Here is a 12,713-nt window from a genome sequence, read left to right on the forward strand (position 1 = left end):
CCAAAAACAGGGCCGCTTCGCGGCCCAGCGGGGATAAATCCCCTCGCCACAGAGAACCTTTACTGACGCTTTGCCTTACGCCGCGCCGTCGAGGAACCGCTCGGCGTAGTGACACGCCACCTGCCGGTTATCCAGCAATCGCAGGGCCGGTTCTTCCGTTGTGCAACGCTCGGTGGCGTACGGGCAGCGCTTGTGGAAGGCGCAGCCGGACGGTGGGTTGAGCGGGTTGGGCAGTTCGCCGACGATCTTGATCTTCGGCTTGTTCGGGTCCGGGTGGATGGTCGGCGTGGCCGACAGCAGCGCCTGGGTATACGGGTGCAGCGGGCGGCTGTAGATGGACTTGTTGGGGCCCATTTCAACCGGACGACCGAGGTACATCACCATCACGTCGTCGGCCACGTGTTGCACCACCGCCAGGTTGTGGGAAATGAACACGTAGGCGGTGTTGAATTCCTGCTGCAAATCCATGAACAGGTTCAGCACCTGGGCCTGGATCGACACGTCCAGCGCCGACGTCGGTTCGTCTGCCACCAGTACCTTGGGTTGCAGCATCATGGCGCGGGCCAGGGCGATGCGCTGGCGCTGGCCGCCGGAGAACATGTGCGGGTAGCGCTGGTAATGCTCGGGGCGCAGGCCCACCTGCTTCATCATCGCTTGGACTTTCTCGCGCCGCTCGGTGGCCGACAGGTTGGTATTGATCAACAACGGCTCGGCCAGCTGATCGCCGATTTTTTGCCGTGGGTTGAGGGACGCATAAGGGCTCTGGAACACCATCTGCACGTCTTTGCGCAATTGCTTGCGTTCGGCCTTGTTGGCGCCGGTCACTTCCTGGCCGGCGATTTTCAAGGAGCCGGAGGACGGCTCTTCGATCAGCGTCAGGGCCCGGGCGAGGGTGGATTTGCCGCAACCGGATTCACCCACCACGGCGAGGGTCTTGCCGGCTTCCAGTTCGAACGACACGCCATTGAGTGCGCGCACGTTCGCATGGCCCTTGAACATGCCACGGGACACTTCGTAATGACGGGTCAGGTCACGGGCGGTAAGTACGACGGCCATCACGCCACCTCCTGGTTCAACGGATAGAAGCAGCGGGCGAGGCTGGCGGTTTTCGGGTCAAGGGCGGGGCGTTGTACGCGGCAGTTGTCCTGCACGTAAGGACAGCGCGGCGACAGCAGGCAGCCTTGCGGACGGTCGTAGCGACCGGGCACGATGCCCGGCAGCGTGGCCAGGCGCTCGGCGCCCATGCTGTGCTCCGGAATCGCCGCCAGCAGCGCTTCGCTGTACGGGTGGGCCGGGATGTCGAACAGCTCCGGCACCTTGCCCACTTCCACCGCTTGGCCGGCGTACATCACGCACACGCGTTGAGCGGTTTCGGCCACCACGGCCAGGTCGTGGGTGATCAGCACCAGGCCCATGTTCTGCTCTTTTTGCAGGGCCAGCAGCAGGTCCATGATCTGGGCCTGGATGGTCACGTCCAGGGCGGTGGTCGGTTCGTCGGCGATCAACAGTTTCGGCTCGCCGGCAATGGCCATGGCAATTGCCACGCGCTGGCTCATACCCCCGGACAACTGGTGAGGGTAGGCGTCCATGCGGCTGGCGGCGCCAGGTATCTCGACTTTTTCCAGCAGTTCGATGGCGCGCTTGCGGGCGGCCTTGCCGGACATCTTCAGGTGCAGGCGCAGCACTTCTTCGATCTGGAAACCCACGGTGTAGCTGGGGTTGAGCGCGGTCATCGGGTCCTGGAAGACCATCGCCAGGTCCTTGCCGACGATCTGCCGGCGCTGGCGGTTGCTCAGCTTGAGCATGTTCTTGCCGTCGAAGTTCAGCGCGTCGGCGGTGACGATACCAGGGTGCTCGATCAGGCCCATCAGCGCCATCATGGTCACGGATTTACCCGAGCCCGATTCGCCAACGATGGCCAGCACTTCGCCTTTTTCCACGGTCAGGTCGAGGCCGTCGACCACCGGAACGGCGGTGGCGTCGCCGAAGCGAACGTTGAGATTCTTGATTTCTAGCAGTGACATGGGAATCTCCTCAGGCGGCGTTCTTGAGTTTCGGGTCCAGCGCATCGCGCAAACCGTCGCCCATCAGGTTGATTGCCAGCACGCTGAGCAAAATGGTCAAACCGGGCAGGCTCACCACCCACCAGGCGCGTTCGATGTAGTCGCGGGCCGAGGCCAGCATGGTGCCCCACTCCGGGGTCGGTGGCTGTACGCCGAGGCCGAGGAAGCCCAGGGCGGCGGCATCGAGGATCGCCGAGGAAAAGCTCAAGGTCGCCTGCACGATCAGCGGTGCCATGCAGTTGGGCAGCACGGTGATGAACATCAGGCGCGGCAGGCCGGCACCGGCCAGGCGCGCGGCAGTCACGTAGTCACGGTTCAGCTCGCCCATCACGGCGGCGCGGGTCAGGCGCACGTAGGACGGCAGCGAGACGATGGCGATGGCGATCACGGTGTTGATCAGGCCAGGGCCGAGGATGGCGACAATCGCCACGGCCAGCAGCAGCGAAGGCAGGGCCAGCATGATGTCCATCAGGCGCATGATGGTCGGGCCGAGGATACGTGGGAAGAATCCGGCGAACAGGCCCAGCAGGATGCCCGGGATCAGCGACATCACCACCGACGACAAGCCGATCAGCAGCGACAGGCGCGAACCCTGGATCAGGCGCGAGAGCAAATCGCGGCCCAGTTCATCAGTGCCCAGCAGGAACTGGATCTGCCCGCCTTCAAGCCAGGCCGGCGGCGTCAGCAGGAAGTCGCGGTACTGCTCGCTCGGGTCATGGGGTGCGACCCACGGGGCGAAGAGCGCGCAGAACACGATCAGGATCATGAACAGCAAGCCGGCCACGGCGCCTTTGTTGCGGGAAAACGCGTGCCAGAATTCTTTGTACGGGGACGGGTACAGCAGGCTTTGATCGACTGCTACCGAGGTAGTTGGAGTACTCATGGTTTTGATCTCAGCGCTGGTGACGGATGCGTGGGTTGGCAAAGCCGTAGAGGATGTCCACGACGAAGTTGACCAGAATCACCAGGCAGGCGATTAACAGGATGCCGTTCTGCACCACGGGATAATCCCGGGCGCCGATGGCTTCGATCAGCCACTTGCCGATGCCCGGCCAGGAGAAGATCGTTTCGGTCAGGACCGCACCGGCCAGCAGCGTGCCGACTTGCAGGCCGACCACGGTCAGCACCGGGATCAGGGCGTTGCGCAGGCCGTGCACGAACACCACGCGCGACGGCGACAGGCCTTTGGCCTTGGCGGTGCGGATGTAGTCTTCGCGCAGCACTTCGAGCATCGAGGAGCGGGTCATGCGGGCGATCACCGCCAGCGGGATGGTGCCCAGCACGATGGCCGGCAGGATCAGGTGGTGCAAGGCATCGAGGAACGCCCCCGGCTCATCGGCCAGCAGCGTGTCGATCAGCATGAAGCCGGTCCGCGGCTCGATGTCGTAGAGCAGGTCGATCCGTCCGGACACCGGGGTCCAGCCCAGGGACACCGAGAAGAACATGATCAGGATCAGGCCCCACCAGAAGATCGGCATCGAATAACCCGCGAGGGAGATGCCCATCACCCCATGGTCGAACAGGGATCCTCGCTTGAGTGCCGCGATCACCCCGGCCAGCAGGCCCAGGATACCGGCGAACAACAGGGCGGCCATGGACAGTTCCAGGGTCGCGGGAAACAGGGAGCTGAACTCGCTCCATACGCTTTCACGGGTACGCAGCGATTCGCCGAGATCGCCGTGGGCCAGTTTGCCGATGTAGTCCAGGTATTGGGCATACAGCGGTTTGTTGAGGCCAAGGCGTTCCATTGCCTGAGCATGCATTTCGGGATCGACCCGACGTTCGCCCATCATCACTTCCACGGGGTCGCCGGGGATCATGCGAATCAACGCGAAGGTCAGCAAGGTGATGCCGAAGAACGTGGGGATCAATAATCCCAGTCGGCGGGCAATAAAACTAAACATCTTAAGGTGTACCTCATCAGCCGGTTAGGCGTGCCCGGCAGCCCTTGATAAAGGATGCCGGGCGTTTTCTTATCTACTTCACCTGGGTGGTGGCGAAGTTGTTGGTGGAGAGCGGGCTAATCACATAGCCCTCTACGTTGCTGCGCATTGCCGTGAACATGCGGGTGTGGGCCATGCTGATCCACGGTTGGTCCTGGTTGAAAACCACCTGGGCCTGTTCATAGAGCTTGGCGCGCTCCTCGGGGTTCACTGTGGCGCGGGCCTGGTCGATCAGCGCCTGGAATTTCTCGTTGCACCAGCGCGCGTAGTTTTCGCCGTTCTTGGCCGCTTCGCAACTGAGCATAGGCGTCAGGAAGTTATCCGGGTCGCCGTTATCGCCCGCCCATCCGGCGGAGACCATGTCGTGCTCGCCGTTTTTCGCGCGCTTGAGCATTTCGCCCCATTCCATCACGCGGATGTCGACCTTGATCCCGACCTTCGCCAGGTCCGCCTGCATCATCTGCGCGCCGAGCATCGGGTTGGGGTTGGTCGGGCCGCCGCCGTTGCGGGTGAACAGGGTGAACACGGTGCCTTCCGGTACGCCGGCTTCCTTGAGCAGCTCGCGGGCCTTGTCGAGGTTGCGGGGCGGGTTCTTCAGGTCGTGGTTGAAGCCCAGCAGGGTCGGCGGGTACGGGTTGACCGCCACGGTAGCGTTGCCCTTGCCGAACAGCGCGTTGACATAGGCTTCCTTGTCGAAGGCCAGGTCGATGGCTTTGCGCACCCGCACGTCGCTCATGTATTTGTGGCTGGTGTTCAGGGCGGTGTAGGAGACCGTCATCGCGTCCAGTTCGGTGACCTTCAAGTTCGGGTCTTTCTTGATGCTCGGAATGTCATCGGGCTTGGGGTACAGCGCGATCTGGCACTCATTGGTCTTGAGCTTTTGCATGCGCACGTTGTTGTCGGTGGCGATGGCCAGCACCAGGGCATCGGCGGGCGGCTTGCCACGGAAATAATCCGGGTTGGCCTTGAAGCGCACCTGGGCGTCCTTGTTGTAGCGCTGGAAGACGAACGGGCCGGTGCCGACCGGCTTGCTGTTGAGGTCGCCGGCCTTGCCAGCCTTGAGCAACTGGTCAGCGTATTCGGCCGGGTAGATCGACGCGAAGGCCATGGCGACGTCGGCCAGGAAGGGCGCTTCGCGGCGGGTCAGGCTGAACTTGACCGTGTGTTCGTCGACTTTCTCGACGCTTTTGAGCAGCTCTTTGAAGCCCATGCTTTCAAAGTAGGGGAAGCCCACGCTCGACAGTTTGTGCCAGGGGTGATTCGGGTCCAGCTGGCGCTGGAAGCTCCAGACCACATCGTCGGCGTTCATGTCGCGGGTCGGCTTGAAGTATTCGGTAGTGTGGAACTTGACGCCCTTGCGCAGGTGAAAGGTGTACGTCAGGCCATCGTCACTGATGTCCCAGGATTCGGCCAGGGCTGGAATCACTTCGGTGGTGCCGGGCTTGAAGTCGGCCAGGCGGTTGAAAATGGTTTCCGCCACGGCGTCGGCGGTGACTGCAGTCGTGTACTGGACCATGTCGAAGCCTTCCGGGCTGGCTTCTGTACAAACCACCAGGGGTTTGGCCGTGGCGCCAACGGCGACACTCAGCAGCGCAGCGGCGATGGCGGCGCGAAGGGGGATCATGTTCATCGTCAATCCTCTGCAATCGGTTAAATGGCAAAAAGCCGAACGGCCGACCTCGTGAGTCGACCGTTCGGTGGAGCGTTTAGAGAATGCTGAACGGGACGGTGGTCACCAGACGGAACTCGTTGATGTTGCCATCAGCCTGGTTTTCGCTGGCGCGGTGAGTGGTGTAGGTCGCACGAATCGCGGTGGCCTTGAGTGGGCCGCTCTGCACGGCGTAGGAGGCGCCGATACCGTATTCGTAGTGAGTTTCGCCGTCCATCAGGCTGAGGTCGCCGCGCTGCTTGCCCGGGTCGGTATAAGCGGTACCACGGTAATGCGTGCCGTCGATGCCCCAGCCACGTGCCTGATAGATATTGAATTTCAGGCCTGGTACGCCGTATTCGGCCATGTTGAGGCCGTAGGCGATCTGGAAGGATTTCTCGTTCGGGCTGTTGAAGTCCGACAGCAAGGAGTTGGCCAAGTAGATGCCGTTGGTTTCGTGCAGGTAGTCGAAGTACTCGTCGCCATTCACTTCCTGATAGGAGAACGTCAGGCTGTGGGCCTGGTGAGCAAGGCCGAGCGACAGGGAGTAGGTATCGTTGTCGATATCCCCCATCAACTTTTTGCCTTCATCGACGGTTTTGTAGTAGTTCAGGCTGGTGGTCAGGCTGAGCACCTGGCTGTCACCCAACTCGTGAGTAGCGCCGAAGTAGTATTGGTTCCAGAAGTCTTCGACCTTGGCACCATACAGGCTGGTTTTCAGACTCTTGAACGGCTGGTAGTTGACGCCGGCGGTGTAGACCTTGTCGGTTTCCACGCCGGTGGCGGAATACTCGGTGCGGAATTTCGACAGACTCTGCTCGGTCCGTGGCGAAACGCGGTCGAAACCGGCCAGATCGAACGAGAGGTTGTTGAATTCTTCACTGTGCAGGCTGACACCTTCGAAGCTCGAAGGCAGCGCACGGTTACCGATCACATCAACGATTGGCGTACTGAAGTTCTGGCGACCCGCCGTCAGCGTCGTGTTCGATACGCGGAACTTGACGTTAGCCAAACCCAGTTTGCTCCACTGGTCAACGGCATCGCCGTTGGAGTCGGCCAGGGTGCGGTTGGAGCCGCCGGCAATGTGCTTGCGGTCTTGATCCAACACGATGGCGTTGTAGGCGGCTACTTCCGTACTGACGCCGACGGTGCCTTGGGTAAAGCCCGAGGTGTAGTTGACGATGGTGCCCTGGACCCAGTTGATGCGACGGGCAACGGGAGTAGCCGGCACGGACGGGTCATTCTTTACGCTGTTTGGCTTGTAGCTGAATCGGTCGTCACGACGTTTCAACTCGTTGGAGTACCAGTTGCGAGTCGTGCCTCCCAGACTCTGGCCGTCGATGAAGCCTTTTGCTTCGCTCTGAGCGCTGCTGTCGGCCAGCGCGGTAGGAACGAATTCCTGACTGACAGATTCAGCGTAAGCCGTGGCCGTGACGCTGCTGATGGCCAAGGCCAGTATTGCGGTGCTGCTCAGTTTCATCCGTAACGCTCCTTTTCTTTCTTTTTTATGCCGATCTTTTTGGGTGATCCGGCTATCGGTTTTACAACTCATTCACAGCTTGCAAACGTTTGCTGGGTGCCTGATCGGCGAATTACGGCAAGGCGTCTGCGTGGGGCTTCCAAAGGAAGCCCGCGCTGTGTGGCTAGACGGTTATGGGTTCAGGCTGACGCCCGAAAAAACGTTGCGACCGAAGGGGCTGACTTTGAACCCTTCGACTTTGGCACTCAGCGGCTGGTTGACCGTCGAGTGGGCAACAGGGGTGATCGGCACTTGCTGCTTGAGCAACTGCTGGGCCTGTTTGTAGAGCACGGTGCGCTGGTCGCGGTCGGTGACGACCTTGGCCTGCTTGATCAGTTTGTCGTAATCCTGGTCACACCACATGGAGTAGTTGTTGCCGCCAATGGCATCGCAGCTGTACAGCGTGCCCAGCCAGTTGTCCGGGTCACCGTTGTCGCCGGTCCAGCCGATCAGGCTGACGTCGTGCTCGCCGTTCTTGGTGCGCTTGATGTACTCGCCCCATTCGTAGCTGACGATCTTCACTTTCAAGCCGATCTTCGCCCAGTCGGCCTGGAGCATCTCGGCCATCAACTTGGCGTTGGGGTTGTAGGGACGTTGCACGGGCATGGCCCAGAGGGTGATTTCGGTGCCCTCCTTGACCCCGGCGGCCTTGAGCAGCTCCTTGGCTTTTTCCGGGTTGTAGGCGGCGTCCTTGATGGTGTCGTCGTAGGACCACTGCGTCGGCGGCATGGCGTTGACCGCCAGTTGTCCCGCGCCCTGGTACACGGCATTGAGAATGCCTTGCTTGTTCACCGCCATGTCCAGCGCCCGGCGCACTTCGACCTGATCGAACGGCTTGTGGCGGGTGTTATAGGCGATGTAGCCGAGGTTGAAGCCGGGCTTCTCGATCAACTGCAGCTTGGGGTCGTTCTTCAAGGCCGGCACGTCGGCGGGACGCGGATGCAGGGTGATCTGGCATTCGTTGGCCTTGAGCTTCTGCACCCGCACCGAGGCATCGGTGTTGATGGAGAAGATCAGGTTGTTCAGCTTGACCCGCTCCGGCGCCCAGTACTGCTGGTTGGCGACATAGCGGATGTTGGAGTCTTTCTGGTAGCTCTTGAACTCGAACGGCCCGGTGCCGATCGGCTTCTGGTTGATGTCGCTCGGCTTGCCGTTCTTGAGCAGTTGGTCGGCGTATTCGGCCGACAGGATCGCGGCAAAACTCATGGCGATGTTCTGGATGAATGCGGCGTCCACGCTGTTGAGGGTCATGACCACGGTCAACGGCCCCGTCGCTTCCACCTTGGCGATGTTCTTGTTCAGGCTCATGCCGTTGAAGTAGGGAAACTCGGTGGGGTAGGCCTTGCGGAACGGATGCTGCGGGTCAAGCATGCGGTTGAAGGTGAACAGTACGTCGTCGGCGTTGAAGTCCCGGGTTGGCGTGAAGTAGTCGGTGGTGTGAAATTTCACCCCTTCGCGCAGGTGGAAGGTGTACTTCAAGCCGTCTTCGGAAATGTCCCAACTGGTGGCCAAGCCCGGGACGACGTTGGTCGCGCCTTTTTCGAACTCGGCCAGGCGGTTGTACAGCGGTTCGGCGGCATCGTTGTCGGTGGCCGTGGTGTATTGCGCCGTGTCGAAACCGGCCGGGCTGCCTTCGGAGCAGAACACCAGGCTGCCGCCGGCGGCCTGGGCCGCGGATGTAGCGGCCAGCAGGCCGGTGCCCAGCAATGCGGATAAAACCAAGGTATGGCGCATGACGCTCCCTCTCTCGTTCGGGGTGTTTTAACAGTGACCCGGTATCTTTCCGGGGACTTGTCCGGGGCACTGAGTTCAATCCATTGCGCAGCGATGCCGCAGGGCCAGCAAGTCGACCAGGCCCCGACGGTATGAGCCGGGGGGCCAGACAGTAAATGCGTAATGCCTGAAAGACTTGTGGGAAAAGACGATACGTCCCAAACCAACTGCTGTGGTACGCAGTGCTTTTGGATGTAGGCGATTTCCTAGGTCTTGGTCTCGGCAGATAAAGCAACGGCGCCGTTAAACACGCCGCCGTTGCCTATCTTTACTTGCTGACGCTGACGCCGTAGAAGGAGTTCAAGCCAAAGGGGCTGATCTTGAAGTCCTGCACGTTGGCGCGCATGGGTTGATACACCGTCGAGTGAGCGATAGGTGTCATAGGCACGGCATCCTTGAGGACGTGTTGTGCCTGTTTGTACAGTTCGGTGCGCTTGGCCTGGTCGGTGGTGCGCTTGGCTTCCTTGACCAGACCGTCGAATTTCTTGTCACACCATTTGGAGAAGTTGTTGCCGGCCAGCGAGTCGCAACCGAACAGCACGTTGAGCCAGTTGTCCGGGTCACCGTTGTCACCGCTCCAGCCGATGATCATCGCCTGGTTCTCGCCGCCCTTGGAACGCTTGATGTACTCGCCCCATTCGTAGCTGACGATGTTGACGTTCAGGCCGATTTTCTTCCAGTCGGACTGCAGCATCTCGGCCATCAACTTGGCATTCGGGTTGTACGGACGCTGGACCGGCATCGCCCACAGGGTGATGTTGGTGCCTTCCTTGACGCCAGCTTCCTTGAGCAGCTCCTTGGCTTTCTCAGGGTCGTACTTGGCGTCCTTGATGGTGGTGTCGTAGGACCATTGGGTCGGCGGCATGGCGTTGACCGCCAGCTGGCCGGCGCCCTGGTAGACGGAGTCGATGATCTGCGGCTTGTTGACTGCCATGTCCAGCGCCTGGCGGACCTTCAGGTTGGCCAGTACGTTCGGCTCGTTGCTGCCCTTGATTTTGTCCATCACGTTGTAGGCGATGTAGCCCAGGTTGAAGCCAGCCTGGTCAGGCATCTTCAGGGTTTTGTCTTCTTTCAGGGCCTTGAGGTCGGCCGGACGTGGGAAGAGGGTGATCTGGCACTCATTCTTCTTCAGCTTCTGCATGCGCACCGACGGGTCGGTGGTGATGGCGAAGATCAGGTTGTCGATCTTCACGTCCTCAGGCTTCCAGTAGTCCTTGTTGCCGCTATAGCGAATGTTGGAGTCTTTCTGGTAACTCTTGAACACGAACGGGCCAGTGCCCACCGGCTTCTGGTTGATGTCGGGGGCCTTGCCTTCCTTGAGCAGCTGGGCGGCGTACTCGGCGGACTGGATCGAGGCGAAGCTCATGGCCATGTTCTGGATGAACGCGGCGTCGACATCCTTGAGGGTGAACTTGACGGTGTGGTCGTCGACTTTATCGATCTTGGTGATGTTGGTGTCCATCCCCATGTCGGTGAAGTACGGGAATTCGGTCGGGTACGCCTTACGGAACGGGTCGTCCTTGTTGATCATGCGGTTGAAAGTGAACAGCACGTCGTCGGCGTTGAATTCGCGGGTCGGCTTGAAGTACGGGGTGGTGTGGAACTTGACGCCTTCACGCAGGTGGAAGGTGTAGGTCAGGCCGTCGTCGGAAATATCCCACTTGGTCGCCAGGCCAGGAATCACAGCGGTGCCGCCGCGTTCGAACTGGGTCAGACGGTTGAACATGGTCTCTGCAGAGGCGTCGAAGTCGGTTCCGGTGGTGTACTGACCAGGGTCAAAACCGGCCGGGCTCCCTTCGGAGCAGAACACCAGGTTAGTCGCGGCTTGGGCGAAAGGTGCGCTGGCTAATAAGCTTGCGCCGACTAAAAACGGAATGACCGCTTGTTTAAGCATGTTGGCCTCATGATTTGTTGTCATTTTTGGATTTGAGGGCGACCTCGTGAGTCGTCCTGCGGATACTTATGCAGGCCCCATACCCAATGCAAGATCCAGAGCGGTTGCAAGCCTGAAACAGTGGCACGAACGTACCTTAATGTCGCATTCGTGTAACTTTTGACGCAGTTGACCGTTTGCGGGTGTTTTTTTGGCGTCAAAAGCGCCCCCTGCCGGTGCGCCATAAAATGGTGGCGCACCGGTTTGGCGCGGGTGTTACTTCGTCAAACCCACGCCGTAGAAGGGTGTAAGGCCAAACGGGCTGAGTTTGAAATCCAACACTTGCCTGTTTATCGGTTGGAAGACCGTGGAGTTGGCGATGGGGGTGATGGGCACCTGTTGCTTGAGGATTTTCTGCGCTTGTCGATACAAATCGATTCGTTGCTGGCGGTCGGTCGAGACCTTGGCCTGCTGGATCAACTGGTCATACGCCGGGTCGCACCACTTGGCGTAGTTGCTGCCCTTGACCGCCGCGCAGCTGTACAACACCCCCAGCCAGTTGTCCGGATCGCCGTTGTCGCCGGTCCAGCCGTAAATCATTGCGTCGTGCTCGCCATTTTTTGCGCGCTTGATGTACTCGCCCCATTCATAGCTGACGATGTTGGCCTTGATCCCGATCTTGGCCCAGTCCTGCTGGATCATCTGCGCAGACATTCGCGCATTGGGGTTGGAAGCGCGCTGCACTGTCATTGCCCATAAATCGATGGTTGTACCGGGCGCCACTCCGGCCTCCTTCAGTAGCGCCTTGGCCTTGGTCACGTCATGGGGCGCGTCCTGGATGCTCGGGTCGAACGACCACTGGGCCGGTGGCAAGGCGTTTTGCGCCAGTTGCCCGGCACTTTGGTAAACAGCCTTGATGATCGCCGGTTTATCGATGGCCATGTCCAGCGCCTGGCGGACCTTGAGCTGGTCCAGGGGCGGGTGCGTGACATTGTAGGCCAGGAAACCCAGGTTGAAGCCGGGCTGCTTGAGCACCTGCAGGTTCGGGTCCTGCTCGATCAATTCGATGTCGGCCGGACGCGGATAGCCGCTGACCTGGCATTCCCCGCGCTTGAGCTTTTGCAGGCGTACGGCGGCGTCCGGGGTGATGGAGAAAATCAGGTTGTCGAGTTTCACGTCCTCGGGTTTCCAGTACGCCGTGTTGCCGGCGTAGCGGATCTGCGAGTCCTTCTGGTAGCGCTTGAACACGAACGGACCGGTGCCAATGGGTTTCTGGTTGAGGTCGCCGGCTTTGCCTTCCTTCAACAATTGCGCCGCGTATTCGGCGGACTGCACGGAGGCAAAACTCATCGCCAGGTTCTGCACGAAGGCGGCGTCGACGTTATTGAGGTTGAAGCGCACGGTGTGCTCGTCGACTTTTTCCACGCTTTTGATCGTGGTGTTCAGGCCCATGTCGGTGAAGTACGGCGACTCGGTGGGGTAGGCCTGGCGGAACGGGTGTTGCGGGTCGAGCAGGCGCTGGAAGGTGAACAGCACGTCGTCGGCGTTGAAGTCGCGGGTAGGGGTGAAGTAGTCGGTGGTGTGGAATTTCACCCCTTCACGCAGGTGGAAGGTGTAGGCCAGGCCGTCGGGCGACACGTCCCAGCTCGTGGCTAATCCGGGTTCGACCTCGGTGCCGCCGCGCTTGAATTGGGTGAGGCGGTTGAAGACGGTTTCGGCCGAGGCATCGAAGTCAGTGCCGCTGGTGTATTGGCTGGGGTCGAACCCGGCGGGGCTGGCTTCGGAGCAGTAGACCAGGGTGGTGGCGGCTTGGGCCATTGGGGCGCTGCTGAACAGGGCGAGCGTGAGTAAGAGGGGCTTGAAGGTGGTTCTGTCCATGAAATCCCTTAGGTCT

At 60.5% G+C, this 12,713-nt stretch carries 9 protein-coding genes; all 9 read right to left on the reverse strand.

Annotation, left to right across the window (positions count from 1 at the left end):
• Window positions 1-75 precede the first annotated feature (75 nt).
• Window positions 76-1,056 (reverse strand): peptide ABC transporter ATP-binding protein, encoded by a 981-nt coding sequence (locus LOY70_RS04275; protein ID WP_265033670.1) that lies wholly within the window; start codon window positions 1,054-1,056, stop codon window positions 76-78.
• Window positions 1,056-2,024: an ABC transporter ATP-binding protein gene (locus LOY70_RS04280; protein WP_123342799.1), complete on the reverse strand. Its 969-nt coding sequence runs from the start codon at window positions 2,022-2,024 to the stop codon at window positions 1,056-1,058. Before LOY70_RS04280 ends, LOY70_RS04275 begins: the two co-directional genes overlap by 1 nt.
• 10 nt (window positions 2,025-2,034) lie before the next feature.
• Complete coding sequence (locus LOY70_RS04285) at window positions 2,035-2,946, reverse strand: ABC transporter permease subunit (protein WP_123416452.1); 912 nt, start codon at window positions 2,944-2,946, stop codon at window positions 2,035-2,037.
• Window positions 2,947-2,956: 10 nt separating this feature from the next.
• Entirely contained in the window at window positions 2,957-3,967 is a 1,011-nt protein-coding gene (locus LOY70_RS04290) for an ABC transporter permease subunit (RefSeq protein ID WP_123342798.1), read from the reverse strand.
• A gap of 73 nt (window positions 3,968-4,040) precedes the next feature.
• Complete coding sequence (locus LOY70_RS04295; RefSeq protein WP_265033673.1) at window positions 4,041-5,636, reverse strand: ABC transporter substrate-binding protein; 1,596 nt, start codon at window positions 5,634-5,636, stop codon at window positions 4,041-4,043.
• 76 nt (window positions 5,637-5,712) lie between these two features.
• On the reverse strand, window positions 5,713-7,134 hold the full coding sequence (locus LOY70_RS04300) for an OprD family porin (protein WP_265033675.1): 1,422 nt from the start codon (window positions 7,132-7,134) through the stop codon (window positions 5,713-5,715).
• A 171-nt stretch (window positions 7,135-7,305) separates the two neighbouring features.
• Window positions 7,306-8,907 carry an ABC transporter substrate-binding protein gene (locus LOY70_RS04305; RefSeq protein WP_123342795.1) on the reverse strand — a complete coding sequence of 534 codons (1,602 nt, stop codon included), beginning with the start codon at window positions 8,905-8,907 and terminating at the stop codon, window positions 7,306-7,308.
• 307 nt (window positions 8,908-9,214) lie between these two features.
• Entirely contained in the window at window positions 9,215-10,840 is a 1,626-nt protein-coding gene (locus LOY70_RS04310; protein WP_123342794.1) for an ABC transporter substrate-binding protein, read from the reverse strand.
• 255 nt (window positions 10,841-11,095) lie between these two features.
• Window positions 11,096-12,697 (reverse strand): ABC transporter substrate-binding protein, encoded by a 1,602-nt coding sequence (locus LOY70_RS04315; RefSeq protein WP_265033679.1) that lies wholly within the window; start codon window positions 12,695-12,697, stop codon window positions 11,096-11,098.
• Window positions 12,698-12,713: the final 16 nt, after the last annotated feature.

Source organism: Pseudomonas sp. B21-054 (assembly GCF_026016345.1).
In the GTDB taxonomy this organism is placed as follows: domain Bacteria; phylum Pseudomonadota; class Gammaproteobacteria; order Pseudomonadales; family Pseudomonadaceae; genus Aquipseudomonas.

Excerpts from the sequence above, each read along its gene's own strand:
- LOY70_RS04280 (WP_123342799.1), bottom strand. The coding sequence starts at position 2,024 with ATGTCACTGCTAGAAATCAAGAATCTCAACGTTCGCTTCGGCGACGCC.
- LOY70_RS04295 (WP_265033673.1), bottom strand. The coding sequence starts at position 5,636 with ATGAACATGATCCCCCTTCGCGCCGCCATCGCCGCTGCGCTGCTGAGT.
- LOY70_RS04285 (WP_123416452.1), bottom strand. The coding sequence starts at position 2,946 with ATGAGTACTCCAACTACCTCGGTAGCAGTCGATCAAAGCCTGCTGTAC.
- LOY70_RS04315 (WP_265033679.1), bottom strand. The coding sequence starts at position 12,697 with ATGGACAGAACCACCTTCAAGCCCCTCTTACTCACGCTCGCCCTGTTC.
- LOY70_RS04290 (WP_123342798.1), bottom strand. The coding sequence starts at position 3,967 with ATGTTTAGTTTTATTGCCCGCCGACTGGGATTATTGATCCCCACGTTC.
- LOY70_RS04275 (WP_265033670.1), bottom strand. The coding sequence starts at position 1,056 with ATGGCCGTCGTACTTACCGCCCGTGACCTGACCCGTCATTACGAAGTG.
- LOY70_RS04300 (WP_265033675.1), bottom strand. The coding sequence starts at position 7,134 with ATGAAACTGAGCAGCACCGCAATACTGGCCTTGGCCATCAGCAGCGTC.
- LOY70_RS04305 (WP_123342795.1), bottom strand. The coding sequence starts at position 8,907 with ATGCGCCATACCTTGGTTTTATCCGCATTGCTGGGCACCGGCCTGCTG.
- LOY70_RS04310 (WP_123342794.1), bottom strand. The coding sequence starts at position 10,840 with ATGCTTAAACAAGCGGTCATTCCGTTTTTAGTCGGCGCAAGCTTATTA.